At 70.8% G+C, this 15,156-nt stretch carries 17 protein-coding genes and 1 pseudogene; 5 read left to right on the top strand and 13 right to left on the bottom strand.

Features of this window, described 5'->3' with window-relative positions; genetic code table 11:
* Nucleotides 1-122 precede the first annotated feature (122 nt).
* The 3 genes from G3I42_RS13150 to G3I42_RS13140 all read right to left on the bottom strand — a co-directional run bounded on the left by G3I42_RS13150 (nt 123) and on the right by G3I42_RS13140 (nt 5,826).
* The gene (locus G3I42_RS13150) at nt 123-3,545 is read right to left on the bottom strand and encodes a CARDB domain-containing protein (RefSeq protein WP_164285592.1); all 3,423 of its coding nucleotides are present in this window, start codon (nt 3,543-3,545) and stop codon (nt 123-125) included.
* 246 nt (nt 3,546-3,791) lie between these two features.
* Entirely contained in the window at nt 3,792-4,331 is a 540-nt protein-coding gene (locus G3I42_RS13145; RefSeq protein WP_164285590.1) for a GNAT family N-acetyltransferase, read from the bottom strand.
* Between the two features lie 34 nt (nt 4,332-4,365).
* Nucleotides 4,366-5,826, bottom strand: coding sequence for an MFS transporter (locus G3I42_RS13140; protein ID WP_164285588.1), 1,461 nt, complete (start codon nt 5,824-5,826; stop codon nt 4,366-4,368).
* Nucleotides 5,827-6,009: 183 nt separating this feature from the next.
* Between G3I42_RS13140 and G3I42_RS13135 the strand changes: the two genes are divergently transcribed.
* Complete coding sequence (locus G3I42_RS13135; RefSeq protein WP_164285614.1) at nt 6,010-6,660, top strand: TetR family transcriptional regulator; 651 nt, start codon at nt 6,010-6,012, stop codon at nt 6,658-6,660.
* Between the two features lie 128 nt (nt 6,661-6,788).
* Here G3I42_RS13135 and G3I42_RS13130 read toward each other — a convergent pair whose 3' ends face one another.
* From G3I42_RS13130 to G3I42_RS13110, 5 genes are all read right to left on the bottom strand, one after another.
* Complete coding sequence (locus G3I42_RS13130) at nt 6,789-6,983, bottom strand: DUF397 domain-containing protein (protein ID WP_164285586.1); 195 nt, start codon at nt 6,981-6,983, stop codon at nt 6,789-6,791.
* 77 nt (nt 6,984-7,060) lie between these two features.
* Nucleotides 7,061-7,282, bottom strand: coding sequence for a DUF397 domain-containing protein (locus G3I42_RS13125; protein ID WP_164285584.1), 222 nt, complete (start codon nt 7,280-7,282; stop codon nt 7,061-7,063).
* A 27-nt stretch (nt 7,283-7,309) separates the two neighbouring features.
* The gene (locus G3I42_RS13120) at nt 7,310-7,498 is read right to left on the bottom strand and encodes a DUF397 domain-containing protein (protein ID WP_164285582.1); all 189 of its coding nucleotides are present in this window, start codon (nt 7,496-7,498) and stop codon (nt 7,310-7,312) included.
* 149 nt (nt 7,499-7,647) lie between these two features.
* On the bottom strand, nt 7,648-7,839 hold the full coding sequence (locus G3I42_RS13115; RefSeq protein WP_164285580.1) for a DUF397 domain-containing protein: 192 nt from the start codon (nt 7,837-7,839) through the stop codon (nt 7,648-7,650).
* Complete coding sequence (locus G3I42_RS13110; protein ID WP_164285612.1) at nt 7,836-8,669, bottom strand: helix-turn-helix transcriptional regulator; 834 nt, start codon at nt 8,667-8,669, stop codon at nt 7,836-7,838. The genes G3I42_RS13115 and G3I42_RS13110 overlap by 4 nt, the downstream gene beginning before the upstream one ends.
* 107 nt (nt 8,670-8,776) lie before the next feature.
* Here G3I42_RS13110 and G3I42_RS13105 point away from each other — a divergent pair, with 107 nt between their 5' ends.
* Together G3I42_RS13105 and G3I42_RS13100 are read left to right on the top strand one after the other, a co-directional pair.
* Nucleotides 8,777-8,962 carry a hypothetical protein gene (locus tag G3I42_RS13105; RefSeq protein WP_164285567.1) on the top strand — a complete coding sequence of 62 codons (186 nt, stop codon included), beginning with the start codon at nt 8,777-8,779 and terminating at the stop codon, nt 8,960-8,962.
* Complete coding sequence (locus G3I42_RS13100) at nt 8,959-9,729, top strand: formylmethionine deformylase (RefSeq protein ID WP_164285578.1); 771 nt, start codon at nt 8,959-8,961, stop codon at nt 9,727-9,729. Before G3I42_RS13105 ends, G3I42_RS13100 begins: the two co-directional genes overlap by 4 nt.
* 36 nt (nt 9,730-9,765) lie before the next feature.
* Here G3I42_RS13100 and G3I42_RS13095 read toward each other — a convergent pair.
* The 3 genes and pseudogenes from G3I42_RS13095 to G3I42_RS13085 form a co-directional block, all read right to left on the bottom strand.
* Nucleotides 9,766-10,484, bottom strand: a pseudogene (locus G3I42_RS13095) (VOC family protein).
* Between the two features lie 73 nt (nt 10,485-10,557).
* Nucleotides 10,558-11,118 carry a TOPRIM nucleotidyl transferase/hydrolase domain-containing protein gene (locus tag G3I42_RS13090; protein WP_239096424.1) on the bottom strand — a complete coding sequence of 187 codons (561 nt, stop codon included), beginning with the start codon at nt 11,116-11,118 and terminating at the stop codon, nt 10,558-10,560.
* 74 nt (nt 11,119-11,192) lie between these two features.
* Nucleotides 11,193-11,993 carry an NAD(P)H-binding protein gene (locus G3I42_RS13085; RefSeq protein WP_164285574.1) on the bottom strand — a complete coding sequence of 267 codons (801 nt, stop codon included), beginning with the start codon at nt 11,991-11,993 and terminating at the stop codon, nt 11,193-11,195.
* A 198-nt stretch (nt 11,994-12,191) separates the two neighbouring features.
* On the opposite strand from G3I42_RS13085, the gene G3I42_RS13080 reads away from it, so the two are divergent.
* Both G3I42_RS13080 and G3I42_RS13075 read left to right on the top strand, forming a co-directional pair.
* Nucleotides 12,192-12,860, top strand: coding sequence for a hypothetical protein (locus G3I42_RS13080; RefSeq protein ID WP_164285572.1), 669 nt, complete (start codon nt 12,192-12,194; stop codon nt 12,858-12,860).
* Nucleotides 12,848-13,882, top strand: a complete 1,035-nt coding sequence (locus G3I42_RS13075) for a hypothetical protein (protein WP_164285571.1) — start codon at nt 12,848-12,850, stop codon at nt 13,880-13,882. The genes G3I42_RS13080 and G3I42_RS13075 overlap by 13 nt, the downstream gene beginning before the upstream one ends.
* On the opposite strand, the gene G3I42_RS13070 is transcribed toward G3I42_RS13075, so the two are convergent.
* Both G3I42_RS13070 and G3I42_RS13065 read right to left on the bottom strand, forming a co-directional pair.
* Nucleotides 13,872-14,600 carry a TetR family transcriptional regulator gene (locus tag G3I42_RS13070; RefSeq protein WP_343244538.1) on the bottom strand — a complete coding sequence of 243 codons (729 nt, stop codon included), beginning with the start codon at nt 14,598-14,600 and terminating at the stop codon, nt 13,872-13,874. The genes G3I42_RS13075 and G3I42_RS13070 overlap by 11 nt on opposite strands.
* Before the next feature lie 209 nt (nt 14,601-14,809).
* The coding region (locus tag G3I42_RS13065; RefSeq protein ID WP_164285569.1) for a DUF393 domain-containing protein at nt 14,810-15,156 on the bottom strand (347 nt) is incomplete at its 5' end.

Genomic DNA, 15,156 nt, shown 5'->3' with positions numbered 1-15,156 from the left:
AACGAGTCGGGCCGATCAGCCGGAAAGCGGGAGAAGAGACCTGTATCACCGCGAAGGGCCCGCCCGCCCCCGAGGTACGGAGGCGGGCGGGCCCGGGCGAGCGGGTGCTTCGTCCCGCGACGTCAGCGCTTGGCAGCCGCCTTCGTCGGCGCGCCGGTGAACGTGAACTGCGAACCCGGCTCGGTGAACACGTCCCCGTCGCGCGAGTTGGAGATCGTGACGTTGGAGAGGGTCGCGTCGCCGCGGGCGCCGCTCATCGCGAGGATGCCGGAGCCGTTGTTCGACTTGTCGATGCGGACATTGGAGATCTTCACCCCGGGGTACGTGCCGCCACCCGTCTTGAACTGGATGCCGTCGTACGTCGAGTCGAGGATGTCCGTGTCCTTGATCGTGACGCCGGGGATGCTCGCGCCCTGGGCGAAGAGCGTGATGGCGCCGAACTCCTGGTCCTCGTTCCAGAAGGCCCCGCCCGTGCGGTGCAGCGTGTTGCCCGAGATGAGCGTCTGGCCGCTGAAGGGGATCGGGTCGTGGTCGGTGGCGAGCATGATGCCCGGGTAGTTCATCGTGTCGGAGACGACGTTGTTCTCGATGGTGTTCCCGTAACCGCCGTAGACCGCGATGCCGTTGGCCCGCCACGGCAGCTGGATCGTGTTGTTGCGGAAGTGGTTGTTCGCGCCGACGTCCGTGGAGGGGTCCTTGACGTACTTGCTCGACCAGACGGCGAGCGAGTCGTCGCCCGTGTTGCGGAAGGACGAGTTGTAGACGGTCGAATTGTGCGTGCCGTTGGTGAAGTTGATGCCGTCCGCGTACGTGTCGCGGATGCGCATCCCGCTGAACTCCAGGCCGTCGCCCGGGTTCCACAGCTCCGGGATGTTGGCGTAGTCGCGGCCGACCCAGACGCCGACGTTGGCGTGCTCGATCCACACGTTGGAGATCTTCGTGTCCTTGCCGAGGCGGCCGTTGATGCCGACGCCGCCCTCGTCGTTGCCGTCGCCGCCGCGGATGCGCCCGGAGCCGAAGATGGCGAGGTCGGAGATCTGCGTGTTGTCGTCGATGTCGAAGCCGAAGTTGCCCTCGTGCGGGTGGTTGATGCCGCCCGCGTCCTGCGGCTCGGTGAGCGTGTAGAGCTGCGAGTGCCACATGCCGGCGCCCACGATCCTCACGTTCCTGATGCCGACCTGGTTGTACTGGCCCCGGTGCTGCGGGTCGGGGGTGAGGATCTTCTGCTCCTGGCGCCACTGCCCCGCCGGAATCCAGACACAGGCGATCTGCCCGTTCTGGTCGGCCATGACGGCGCGCTGGATGGCGTCGGTGTCGTCGATGCCGTCGTTGGGCACCGCCCCGTACTCGGTGATCGAAGTGCACTCGGCGGGCTTGGACTTGGCCGGGGCGACCTGCTCCAGGTCGACCAGGTCGACGATGTAGAAGCTCGCGTTGTCGCCCGCGTCGCGCTGGAGGCGGAACGTGGTGCCCTCGGGGTAGGTCTGCGCAAGCAGCGCGTTGGACTCGTCGAAGAGCCGACGGGCGTCACCGCCCGGGGTGTTGGTGAGGCCCTCGGGGTCGTCCGTCGAGCCGTACAGCCACGAGTGCTTCGAGCTGAGGTCGAGCTTGCGGACGAACTTGCCGTCCGCGTACAGGCTCAGGGTCGCGTCCTGACCGCCGCCGTTCGCGGCGTCCGGGATGGAGTTGCGCACGACGATCGAGTTGGTGGGCGTCGTGGAGGTGAACTCCACGTATTCGCCGGTGTTGTTGAGGCGGACGGACTTGCGGCCGCTCGACTCGGTGGCGAAGTTGGTGTGGCCGAAGGTGCGCTTCGCGTCGGCGGTCAGGAGCGTGCCGGTGTACTTGCCGTTCTCGGCCTCGTACTCGGTGTACGGGACGGCGGCGCCGCGCCCGACGACGATCGAGCGGGCGAAGGTGTTGTTGTCCTCGTTGGTCTCGGTGACGGTGTTGGTCGCGTCGGCGGTCGCGGTGAGCGTCGCGCCGCCGTCGGTGGCCTTCCACGTACCGGAGACGGGGACCTGCACGGTCTCGCCCGCGGGGACCGCCGGGGTCGTGCCGTTGAGGGTCGTCGTGCCCGCGGTGAGGCGGGTGACGCTCCCGGCGGCGACGGCGCTCGTGCCCCGGTTCTTGACCGCGACGGTGAAGCTGACGTTCGCGCCCGCAGCCGGATTGTCCGGGTTGGTCGCGATGCCGGTGACCTGGAGGTCGGGGCCGGGGCTCTGCGAGACGACGAGCTTGCTCGCGCCCGCGCGGCTGTTGTTGCTGTCGTCCTGCTCGACCACGGTGCCCTTCGGGTCGACGACGGCCGAGACCGTGTACGAGCCCTGCGGGCGCTTGCCGACGTCGACCGAGACCGTCTGCGAGGCCCCGGCGGCGAGCGCGCCGACGGAGGCGCTGCCCGCGACCGTGCCGTCCAGGCTCACGTCGACGGTCGTGGCGGCGGAGGCCGCCGTACCGGCGTTGCGAACGGTCGCCTTGACGGTCACCGCGTCCTTCTCGGACGGCGCGGCCGGCGTCCAGCTCAGGTCGGTGAGGGTCAGGTCGGGGTTGGGCGCGGCGGTGCCGACGACCTCGATCTCGGCGATCTGGCCGCCGGGAGCACCGGAGTTGGCGGCGATGTTGAGGCGTACGTCGGCGGCGCGGCCGGTCACCGGGATGGTCACCGTGTTCTTGTTGCCCGCCGGGCTGAAGGCGTAGTCGGCGCGGGCCTTGAGCGTGGAGAAGCCGCTCGCGTTCTGCCCCCGGCCCTGCACCTCGATCGCCTGCGTGCGCGCGCCCCAGTCCGTCCCGGGGTTGAGCTTGACGACGACGCCGGAGATGTCGGCGTCGGCCCCGAGCTTCACGGTGAGCTGGCCCGGGAGCCCGGCGGACTCCCAATAGGTGTTCGTGTCACCGTCGTTGGCGTTGGCCGGGACGAAGGTGTGGACGTAGCCGTTCGCCTCGACGGGCTTGCCCTTGGCGAGGTTGGTGCCGGTGACGGGCGGTGTGCCGGGGTCGCCGGGGTCGGTGCCCCCGTCGTCCTCGCCCCGGATCTCCAACTCGCTGAGCTGGGCGGCCTGCCAGCCGGTGTTCGCGGTCACCTGCACGCGTACGTACCGCACGTCGGCGGCGGAGAAGCCGACCGTGACGGCGTTCGCCGAGTTGGGCGTGAAGGTGCGCTTCGCGGAGGCGGAGAGCGTGCTCCACGTGCTGCCGTCCGTGCTGCCCTGGACGGTCAGCGTCTCGTCGCGCGCCTCCCAGGTGGTCGGAAGCTTCAGCGTCACCTCGTCGACCGAGGTGGTGGCGCCGAGGTCGACGCGCACCCACTGCGGGAACGAGGCGCCGGGCCCCTCCCAGTACGAACTCTGGTTTCCGTCGGTCACGTTGCCCGCGCCGTACTGGCCGTTGGCACCGCTCGCGGTGGCGGGGCGGCCGAGCGCGAGGTTGGGTCCTGGGGCGTCCGGCGCGGCGGCGTGCGCGGTCGCGGGGAGCAGTCCGAGGGGGATCAGGCAGGCCGCGAGCAGCCCGGTGATCGCCCGCCGGACGGATGGCTTCCGTCTCATGCTGTCCTCTGTCTTTTTAGTGAACTAGTCAATTTTTTGCAGTCACTTGAAAACAGATTTCTGACAGGTTAAAGATTTGTCAACGGCCGCGACAGAACTGCCACGCTCCGTCAGCGGGAGTGACGGAGCGTCAGTGAGCCCCAAGTAGCTTTACGGGGGCTGGCATTGGGGACCGTACGGGCGGGGAAGCGGCGTCACGGGCGGGCCTCGGGCGGCTCCCGGGACGGGCCAGGGGCCCCTGGCCCGTCAGTCGCGCCACCACTCCGCGAGCAGCCCGTACAGCACGTCGTCCGTCCACTCGCCCTTGAGCCAGGTGTACGCGGGCCGCATGCCCTCGCGGCGGAACCCGACCCGTTCGAGGAGCCGGGCGGAGGCGTGGTTCCGCGCATCGCACACGGCCGAGACCCGGCGCAGCCCCCGCCGCTCGAACAGGTCGCCGAGCACGGCCCGTACCGCCTCGGTGGCGTACCCGCGCCCCTGCGCGGCCGGGGCGAGCGTGAACCCCAGGTCCGCCTGCATGCCGTTCGCGTCGAGCCGCACCCCGACGTCCCCGACGAGCACCCCCGACTCCCGCTCCTCGACGGCGTACTGGAACCAGCCCGGCGCGTCGGGATCGGCGGCCGTGAACTCCCTTACGAGCCGCCGCGCTTCGTCCTCTGTGACAGGCGCACTCCACCCCTGGTACCGGGCGACCTCGGGCAGGGTCCGGTAGGCGGCGAGCGCGGAGGCGTCCTCGGGGCGGAAGCGGCGGACGAGGAGACGGGAGGTGCGGAGGGGAAGGCTCATGGGGTCAGTGTGGCGCGGCGCCGCCACCGAGGGCTCAGGCCGGCTCCTCCACGGAGTGGGAGTTGGTGAGCGTGAGCGCGCCGCCCGCCGCGACCAGGCCGACGATCGCCGCGAGGACCGCATACGTGATCCGCTCGCCGTGGAAGAAGGACCGCACGAGGTCGCTGCTCCACACGCCCGCGGGGAGCCGGGTGGTGACCAGCGTCGCGATCAGGGTGCCCACGACGGCGGTGCCCACGCTGGTACCCACCTCCTGGGCGGTGTCGTTGAGGGCGGTGCCGATCGACGTGCGGTTGGCGGGCATCGCGTCGACCAGCGCGATCGCGCAGATCGTCATCACGGTGCGCAGCCCGATCGTCATCACGACCATGGAGACGGCGATGGCGGCGTACCCGTGGTCGACGCCCCAGGCGAGCCCGGCCAGGGCAGCGGTCAGACAGGCCGCGCCGACGAGGCAGGCGATCCGGTGCCCGAAGCGCTTGCCGAGCCATTCCGACAGCGGCGTCGCCCCGATCATGGTCACGATGAGCGGCAGGTTCGCGAGACCCGCGCGCACGGGGCTCCAGCCGTAGGCGTACTGGAAGTGGAGGATCAGCCCGAACATCACCCCGGCCATCGCGATGGACGTGCCGATCTGGGCGATGGCCGCGCCGCGCACGGTGCCGCTGGAGAAGATCTTGAGGTCCAGCATGGGCGCGGCACCGCGTCGCTCGCGCCACACGAACGCGACGCCCGCTGCCACGGCGCCGACGACCGAGGCGACGGTGGCGGCGGAGAGCCAGCCGTGCTCGACGCCGCTGGTCAGCGAGTAGCAGGCCAGGCCGATGGTCACGAGACTCAGGGCGGCGCCCGGCAGGTCGAGCCGGTCCTTGGTCAGGTCCTCGGCCTTGTCGGCGGCCACACCGAGGCGTACGCCGACGGCCGCGATCAGCGCGATCGGCGCGTTGACCACGAGCAGCCACTCCCAGCGCACGTGGGCGAGGGCCGTGCCGCCCAGCAGCGGGCCGAGGACGAAGCCGGACATGCCGACGACGATCATCAGGCTCATCGCGCGCATGCGCAGCGCCTGGTCGTCGAAGAGCCGGAAGACGAGCGAGTTGGTGATCGGTGCCATGGCGGCGGCGGCGATGCCGAGTCCGGCGCGCAGGGCGATGAGCTGCCCCCCGGAGTCGACGGCGACGACGCAGAGGCTGAGCAGCCCGAACACGGCGAGGCCGACGAGCAGCACGCGCCGCCGCCCGAGCCGGTCGGCGAGCGATCCAGCCGTGAGGAGGAAGCCGCCGAAGGTCAGCGAGTAGGCGCCGGTGACCCATTGCAGGGCGGTCGTGCCGCTGCCGAGGTCGCGGCCGATCGTGGGCAGCGCGATCGAGAGCAGCGTGTTGTCGACCATCTCGACGAAGAAGGCCAGGCAGAGCGCGGCCAGGGGTATCCAGGCCGCGCGCAGCGACGGATAGGTACGACCCGCGGGTGCGGCGGAGTCGGGGACGGCGGTCATGACCGGCCTTCTCTCTAGAACTCTCCGAACGCCGTGACGAACGGCGTTCGATGATGGAACGAGGTTCGATGGTAGAACGTCGTTCGATATTCGCCAAGCTGTGGTTGGATGGATGCCATGACAGGCCCGCGCACCCGCTGCACCGAACACCACCCGGGCGGGCGCAAGCGCGGTTCGCACTCGCTGGAGGCGGTTCTCGGCGCGGCCGTGGCCCTGCTCGACGAGGCGGGCCCACCGGCACTGACGTTCCGCGCGCTCGCCGCCCGCCTCGGCACCGGCGTCGGCACCATCTACTGGTACGTCTCGAACAAGGAAGAGCTGCTCGACCGCGCCACCGACCACGCGATCGGCGGGGCCCTGGCCGCCGTCGAGGAGCGGCCGGAGAGCGACGACCCGATCGCCGACCTCCGCGCGATGGCCGTCGTGCTTTTCGACGCGATCATCGACCGGCCCTGGCTCGCGGCGTACTTCATGCGCAACACGAACATGCAGGGCAACTCGCTGCGGCTTTACGAGAAGCTCGGCCGGCAGACCCTCCGCCTCGACCTCAGCCCGCGGCAGCGTTTCCACGCGGTGTCGGCGATCACGGGCGTCGTCGTCGGCACGGCCGCCGACCTCGGCCGCGAACTCCCGCAGGAACTCGCCGACGGCGACGTGGACCGCGACGCGTTCCTCGGCCGCTTCGCCGAGCAGTGGCGGTCGCTCGACAGCGCGGAATTCCCCTTCGTGCAGCAGATCGCCGAGGAATTCGCGGGGCACGACGACAGGGACCAGTTCCTCGCCGCTCTGGAACTGACCCTCTCCGGCCTCCGCCTCCAGGCCGGAGCCGAGTGACCCCGGCATTTCACCCGCGACCCTGCCTACGATCGGAGAGCCGCCCGTCCTCGGCGAGGTAGCAGCCGGCCGTCCCGGGGGCACGGGGAGCGGATGCCGCGAGCTCCCGGGTCGGGGACCTCCAGAAGTCAGCCCTGACGAACGGCGCCGAGGAACGCGACGAACGCGCGGGCCCCGAACGCGATCACGTCACCTTCGGGACGCTTGCTGTCGCGGAGGGGGACCGTGCCGGTCAGGGGCGCCACGTTGGCCGCGACCTCGACACAATCGCCGCCCTGGCCGCTGTAGGAGGACCGGAGCCAGTGGAGAGGCTGAGCCTCCATGCGGATACTCCTTCACTTTGCGAGCAAAGCCCGCCGCCCCCGCGAGGAAACGGCGGGCTGAGGCACGAACGACCGCTCTACGGCAGCAGGTTGCTCTGCCCCGCGCGGACGCTCGTCGTGAACAGTTCGTAGTCCTTGCGGGAAATGATGAGGACCTGAGCGGCCGGGTCGCCCACATCCACGGAGTCCCGCAGGGCGACGACACCGTCGATGAAGGCGACCTCCAGACAGTTGTCACCACCATTGGACAGTTCGCTCTTGGCCCACTCGGCGTTCGTGAGGTCAACCTTCTTGTTCATGTGCCCCCTCGTGAGCTGCGGTGACGGTCACTTCACGCCCGCCACGAGACGCGCGAAAGCCCGGACACTGACCACGAGTACCGGACCGGCCGCCCGCTTCGAGTCACGTACGGGCACCACACCGTGCGTGGGGACGAGGTCGGCGGCGACCTCCACACACGAGCCGCCCTGGCCGCTGTACGAGGACCGGAACCAATGCAGGGGTTGAGTCTCCATGCCGTTCCCCTTCGCAGAAGGCTGACCGTGCCGTCAGTATGCGCCGGAGGACAGGCGGCCCGCAGCGGCCAGAATCCGCCACCCGGAACGGCGAAGCCCGCCGGCTCCCGGGCGGGAGGCGGCGGGCGCTCGCGGTGCGGAGCCGGGCGTCAGCCCTGACGAACGGCCCCGAGGAAGGCGGTGAAGGCGTCACGACCGAAGGCGAGCACGTCACCTTCGGGACGCTTGCTGTCACGGACGGGGACCGTGCCGGTGAGGGGGGCGAGGTTGGTCGCCACCGCGACACACGCGCCACCCTGCCCGCTATAGGAAGACGTACGCCACTTGGGCTTGGTAGTCATGCGTGGCCCTTTCGTAGTGCGTTAATCATGGCGACAGTATCCGCAGGGGAAAGCGCGTCGCGCATCAATTGATGGTATGCCGCAAGCCTCGGCGCCACAGAGGCGGTCACGTGGTCCAAGTGGCCACGATGGGACGACTCGGCGTACGACACGAGCGAGCGATCCGGCATGGTCAGGATGGCGATGGGGAACCGGAACGAGCGGCGCGCGCCGGTAGCGAAGGGGGCCACTTGGAGGACGCTGTTGGGTCGTTCCGCGAAGTGCAGCAGGTAGTCGTACTGCTCCCGCATCACTTTCGTTGAGCCCATCCTTATGTGCAAGCACCCCTCGTCAAGCACCATGAAGGCGAAGGGGGGCTCCGGCGTCCGTTCGAGCAGGCGTTGGCGCTCCAGGAGCAGCTTCACCCGCTCTTCGGCCTGCTCGGGGGTTGCCGCCCCTCGCCGCACAGCGTCGGCTTCGAAGGCCCGTGCATAGTCGGGGGTCTGCAAGAGACCGATCACTACGCCAAGTTCATACCATCGGATCTCGACGGCGCGACGCTCGTACTCCACGTACTCCGGAAACCCCTCCAACAACGGCCGGTTCCGCAACTTCGCGCTCCTGCGTACGAACTCACCTCCCGCCCCGAACACTTGATCGCACCGTGCTGAGAATTGTTGAGTCGGGTCCCTGCGGCCGGTTTCCACGGCGGACACGTGGCCGCCACTGCATCCGAGCAGATCGCCCAGGTGCTCCTGGGACCAGCCCTTCTCGTCGCGCAGCCTGCGCAGATATGCCCCGTAGGCCGCCGCGCCCGAGGAAGTGGGGTCGAGCGTCTTGCGGTTGACCATCGTCGGCCCCTTTTCACCAATCAGGTCGTGCAAGTTGATGAAGCCCTCACGATAGGCCACTTTGGGGCTCCCGGTAGCCGTTCCGCTACACAGAGGAGTGACCCCGTATGCCTGTTCCCGCTCGGCAGTTGGGCGCCGAGGATCAGTCCCGCTCCGCCGCCCCCACCCCCTGCCCCGTCTGCACCAAGCTTGCTCGCGAGGAACGCGAGGCCGTGTCGCGGGGGGATCAGTCCCGCGCAACCGACTGCCGCGTCCTCATCGCCCGGCATCCGCACGGCGGGGAGGCGGCATGAACGCCGTTCCCCCGTCCGCCGCTCCTTCCGCTTTCTTCGCGGGTCAGAGTTTTACCGTGGCTTCGCGGGGCGGGGACGAGCGCAAGGCCGTGCTGCTCGGGCGTGTGCCCGTGCTCGCGCATCACGAGGCAGCGAGCTGGTTGCGGAGCGAGGCGTTGCGGCTCGCGGTGCGGCTCGATCCGGGGCCCGTCGCAAGGTGGCTGGTTCCGGGGGTCGCACGGCCCGTCCTCGTACGTCGCCCAGACGCCCCGGCCGCGCTGCGGGCGTGGGCCGAGGACGTGCGGCGGCAGTCCCGCGTACGCGAACTGCTCGCCCTCGGCTGCCCGTTCACTTTGCGGTGCCCGGACGTGGGCGGCTCCTGGTACGAGCTGGGCGCCCGCCCGATTCCCCCGAACGAGAACCGCCCCGCGCAGAAGCCCGGTACCCCCATGCCGCCATCCGGCGCCCCCGACCGTTGTGACGCCGAGACCGACATCCCCGAGATCATGGGCATCTTCGCCAAGCGCGCGAGTCTCGGGGTGCCGGGCGGGAACGTCGTGACCCGTACTCGGTGTGGACTCGCCACGCACGAAGGAGTCGAACACGTGGGAGTCGTACGTCCGTTGGCTGAGGGCGCCGTGTGGGTCACGTTCACGCGCGAGGTCCCCCCGTACCAGGCCCGCCGCCTCCCGCCCTGCCCCTGCACGCAACCCGGTTCGCAGCCGTGCGGACTCTTTCCCGGCCACCCCGGCGGATGCCTACCCGCAACAACGAGTGCGCGCGAATAGGCAGTCGTGACTCCGTGGACCGCTCGGGCGCTTCCCTCACGCCGTCCCGACGAGCAGTCGGAATTCGTTGCCGTCCGGGTCCGTGAAGAGGGTGTGGCGCGCTTCGCGGGTGAGGAGGCGGGCGCCGAGGGTCTGGAGGCGGGTGGTCTCGGAGTCGTACGTGCTCGGGGGCTCCGGGGTGAGGTCCGGGGTGAAGCGGTCCGGGGCGGTGCGGGGCATCAGGGGTGGGCCGCCCCACGTGAACTTCGTTCCCCCGTGCGGTGATTGGATCGCCGTTTCCTCACCCTCGTCCCACACCAGCGGCCAGCCGAGCGCCTCGCTCCAGAAGACGCCCACCGCGTGACTGCCGTCGCACGCGAGCGCGCCGATCCTTCCGCAGCCCGCGAGGAACGTGTTGCCCGGCTCGATCACGCAGAACTCGTTGCCCTCGGGGTCCGCGAGGACCCGGTGGCCCTCCTCCGGGCGCTGACCCACGTCCGTGTGGCGCGCGCCGAGGGTCAACGCGCGGCCACCGTGGCCTCCTGGTCCTCGGGCGACTCGCTCGTCAGGTCGAAGTGCTGACGGTTCTGGGTCGTCTTGGGCGCGGCTCCAGGGCGAAAGCGGAGGGGGAGGCCGGGATTGGTGACAGGGGTGAACTCCCGGCTGCCGTCCGGTTGTTCGCGCATTTCGTCGCCTCCGACCAGTTCGTGCCAGAAGCGGGCGAGGCGCGCCGGGTCCTGTGCCGAGAGGCAGAGCGCGTCGAGGCGTAGGGGCATGGGTTTTCCGATCCGTGCGGGAGGTGCGGGAGGTGCGGTGACGTGCCGGGACGTGCTGGGACGTCCGGGGCGGTCAGAGGCTCGCGAGGAGTGCCGTCAGCGGTGCGGGGACGCGGTCGGCTTCGAGCGCTTCGGTCAGGAGGGTGCCGTAGCGGATCTTGCGGCCGCTCGCGGTGCCGAGGAAGCGGCGGAGCTGGTCGTGGCGGGGGCGGCCCAGTTGTGCGGGCTGGTTGCGGAAGCTCCGCCAGCGGCGCTCCTCGCCCGCCGCCGTGATCACCTCCTCGGCGCGGTCCGCGCCGAGCGCGCGCAGGAGTTCGTCCTCCAGATCCGCCACGCAGACGTGGAGGGAGGGGACTCGCACCTCGGCGCGCGCGAATCCCCGGACGTAGAAAGGCGCTTCGTTCGCGTCGCACAGCCCTGTCAGGCGCAGGTCCAGTCCGTGCGGGCCGAGCGCCTCCGCGTACTTGGCGATGCTCATGGCGCCGCCCATCGACACGACGGCGGTCCCCTCGGCGGCCAGATCCCGGCCCCGGCCCGTCGCGAGGGCCTCGATGGCGGCGAGGTCGCTCAGGCCCTCGACGAGGACGGCGGCGCGAAAGCCCTGGTCCGCCGGAGGAGGAGCGTTCCCCGCCATCCAGTCGGCCAGCGCGGAGCGGAACGACTGGATGCCGGAAGGCGGGCCCGAACCCGGCGGCTGCACCGGACCGGTCATTTTCCCAGCACCTCCCGCACCGCCTCCTCCAGCGAGGCCGGCGGGCGGCCGAGGAGAGCGGCGAGGTCGTCCGTCCAGTCTTCCAGGGCGCCGGCGCGGACCTGGGCATCGAGCCACCCGGCCGGGCCCGGCACGGGAGCGGTCCGCCCGGTGTACGTGACGGTCCCGCCGCTCACCCGCGTCAGGGTCTCGGCGAGCTCGCGGTACGTCCACGGGGCGCCCGTCAAGTCGTAGGCAGCGCGCACTGGTTGGCCGGTCAGGAGCCGTACCGCCGCCTCCGCGAGGTCGGCGCGCGACGCGGTGTTGAGGCCGCGACCGCCCGTGCCGTCCTCCAGAACACCGGCCGCGACGGCCTCGCGCAGCCCCGCATGGAGGAAGGCGTCGCTGTAGTACGGGTGCCGGAGCAGCAGGTGCGGGAGCCCGCTCGCCTCGATGTGGCGCTCCGTCGCGTGGTGCGCCGCCGTGACCCCCTCGGCCCGCGTTCCCGCACCGAGGAAGCTCGTGTACGCGAGCAGCCCGACGCCCGCCGCGCGCGCCGCGTCCACGGCGCGGACGTGCTGCGCGACCCGGCGCCCGGTGTCGAGTTCCGGCGAGGAGACCAGAAGCAGGCGCTCGCCGCCCGCGAAGGCGGTGCGCAGCGAGGCGGCGTCGTCGTAGTCCCCGTACCGCACCTCGGCGCCGAGCGCGGCGAGACCGGCGGCCCGCTCGGGCCTGCGGACGACGGCGGCGACGGGCGCGCCACGCGCGAGCAGTCCCTCCACGACGAGCCGTCCGTACTGCCCGGACGCTGCGGTCACGACGATCACTGGCAACTCCCCACGGCGAAAGGGGTACCATCCTCCGGCTCGCACGCCTGTTTCCGCCAGGGGGTTTTCGCGGGCGGCATGCCCGTACGTGCCAACCCGGTCACGATGAGGAGTGGCGTGTGGTGCGGGCAACGCAGGCTCAGTACGGTGGGCGCGTGTCATGAGCTTTTCCGTACAAGGGAGTTGTCCGTGAATCGCCGTACCGCGTCCGTCCTGACGACCGGCCTCGCCCTCGCGCTCGCCGCGTCCCTCACCGCCTGCGGAGGCGACGACTCCGGCAAGAAGACGGACGACGAGGCCGTCAAGGGCGCGGAGCCCGCGAAGAGCAGCGCGGAGGCGAGCCCCTCGCCGAGCGCGAGCAAGGCGGGGGCGGAGCGGCCGAAGATCGAGCTGCCGGCGGATCTGAAGTACAACTTCGAGTGGCCCAAGACGGGCGACAAGAAGAAGGACGCCGTGATGGCCGACGCCGAACAGCGCATCAAGGCGGTGGACCTGGCCATCTCGCACCAAGATCCCGAGGATCCCGCGTACCGCTTCTACTCCGAGGGGGAGGCGGCCGCGGGCAGCGAGGACTTCATCAAGCTATTCACGGCGGACAGCGACACCATCACCGGCTACCGGCACTTCTACAAACCGGTCGTCCAGCTCAACGACGACGGCACGGCGGGCTTCGTGTACTGCGAGGACCAGGCCACCGCGTACAACAAGAAGATCAAAACAGGCAAGGTCGAGAAGACCCAGCCCAGCAAAAACAGTTACGTCGTCTACAACACGCGCCTCCGTCTCGACGACGACAGGGGCGTCTGGGTGACCGAGAAGCTGATCTCCCAGCGAGGGAGCGCGACATGCCAGCCGTAACCAGGAAGAGCCTGTTCGCCACGCTCGTCTTGACGTTCGCACTCCTCCAACCCGGCATCGCTTACGCCGACTTCAAGGGACCCGAGGGCGGCACCACGGTCTCCGGCAACTCCAAGTCCGACGACTCCGGTGGCGGCTCCGTCTCCGCCACCGCCGGTGCCGTCGTCTTCGACTACTCGCACAACGGCTCCGGTGCCAAGGCCGGGCCCGTCACCGCCGCCTCCGACTGGACTCCCCCCGCCTGCTACTACGCGCCGAAGTACACGCCCGCCCAGCTCAAAGCGCATCTCGAACCGATCTGGGAGGCCGAGTCGACCGGCTACGAGTGGGACGCCAAGCAGCGCGCGTACTACAAGGACGGCGACTACCCGGACTTCAACAAGAAGAAGACCGGCGAGGGATACTGGTGGGATTCGTACGTCACTCCCGGGCGGGAGGGCGAGCCGGGGGCGCTCGACTGCGACAAGCCGATCTTCTGGGTGGACAACGGTGAGGCGCCGCCCGCCGGCATCCCGCAGGCCATCACCCCCGAGATGCTCGCGCGCCTCGCGTACGCGGAAGTGCGCGTGCCCTCGACCAAGGTGCGGCTCGCGCCCGAGGGGGCCTCGAAGGTGAATCTGCCGACGTGGGCCTGGCTCGACGCGGGCGACGTCGCGCCGGTGTCGGTCACCGCCTCCGTACCGCTGCTCCGCATCCAGGCGACGACGACGGCGACCGCCGCCTCGCTCGCCATCGAACCCGGCACGCCCGACGCCCGCACCCTGCCCGCCTCCGGCGCCTGCCCGCTCGTGGCCGGCCGGATCGGCGAGCCGTACGCGGCGGGCAAGGCGAACCGCACCCCGCCCTGCGGCGTCACCTACCTGCGCTCCTCGGGCGACGCGACCTTCCCGCTGCGCGCCACGCTCACCTGGAAGATCCACTGGACCGGTACGGGCGTCGCCGCGCCGCAACCGCTCCCGGACGGCAGGTTCGGCGCCGAACAGGACGTCACGGTCCGGGAGATCCAGTCGGTCAACCGCTGACCGGGCCTTCCCCGGTGGAGTCGAGCGACGTCGCGTCCTCGCGCGGCGGCGTCGCACCGCGCGAAGGGGCTCGCCTCGCGACCGTCTCGGCCATGCCGGGCAGGAAGTCCCTGAAGAGGTCGTGGACTTCGTTGACGAGCGGGCGCAGGAGGCGGAAGCGGGAGAGGCGGACGCCGTGCGCGGTGAGGCGGGCTCCGCGCGCGGCGAGGCGGTACGTCTTCTCGCTGCCCCCGGAGCGGTCGAAGACCCAGTACAGGACCAGGCCCATCTGCGCGAGCCACATCAACTCGGGGACGGCATCGGCCAGTTCCGGCGACACCTTCGCCTTGGAACCGGCCAGGACCTCGCGGTGGATGTCGAGCGAGACGCGCCGCGCCGACTCGGACTCCGGTGAGAAGGGGCTCAGCGGACTCTCCGGGTCGGCCGCGTTCTTGAAGAACTGGCTCGCGAACTCGTGGTAGGGCGCCGCCACATCGAGCCATGCGGCGAGGACGCCCAGGAAGCGCTTCTCGAAGTCGCGCTCCTCGTCGAGCACCGGGCGCACGGCCACCGCGTGCTCGGCGACGATGCGGTCGTAGAACCCCTGGATGAGGTGTTCCTTGCCGCCGAAGTAGTAGTAGGCGTTGCCGACCGAGACCCCGGCCTCCTGGGCGATGGCCCGCATGGTCGTCTTGTCGTACCCGCGCTCACGGAAGAGGCGGAGGGCGGTCTCGATGATGAGGGCCCGGGTCTGCTCGCCCTTGGGAAGATTCTTCTGCCCGGCGGGGCTCCCGGAGGCGCCGGGCCCGTCGGCCGTTCTGGAGGCCCCGGGCCCGTCGCCCTTCCGGCCGCCCCCCGCCTTCCCGGTCCTCCGGGCACGCGGCGAGGGGCCCGCGCCCTCCGGCTCCGGACCCCGCCCCTCTTCGCTGGTCACCACGACACCCGACCCTAAGCCACCTCGCACCCTCCCCCGCAGTCCGGCCCGGCGTCCCGGTGCACCCAGCCCCGGTCCGGCAGGTACTCCCAGCCGTCCGCGCGCCGGTACACCCCGGCGCCCCAGCCCTCGTCCTGCCGCCGCGACTCGCGCCACTTCGCCGCGCGCAGCACCGCCGCCCGGGCGAGCCGCGCGCCCGCCGGGGTACTCAGCCGCAGGGCCAGCGGCCGGTACTCCCGCAGCGCCCACAGGCACACGACCCAGGCGGCGGCCCCCCGGTAGACCTGCCCGCCGTCCCCGACGACCGTGATCTCGGTGAGCGTCGCGGCCTGGTCGAGGCCGGGGAAACGGGCCGCGGCCT

This window comes from Streptomyces sp. SID11385 (genome assembly GCF_010548245.1).
Classification (GTDB): Bacteria; Actinomycetota; Actinomycetes; order Streptomycetales; family Streptomycetaceae; genus Streptomyces.
The sequence above is the reverse complement of the archived record's forward strand: the minus strand, read 5'-3'. Positions and strand labels throughout refer to the sequence as shown.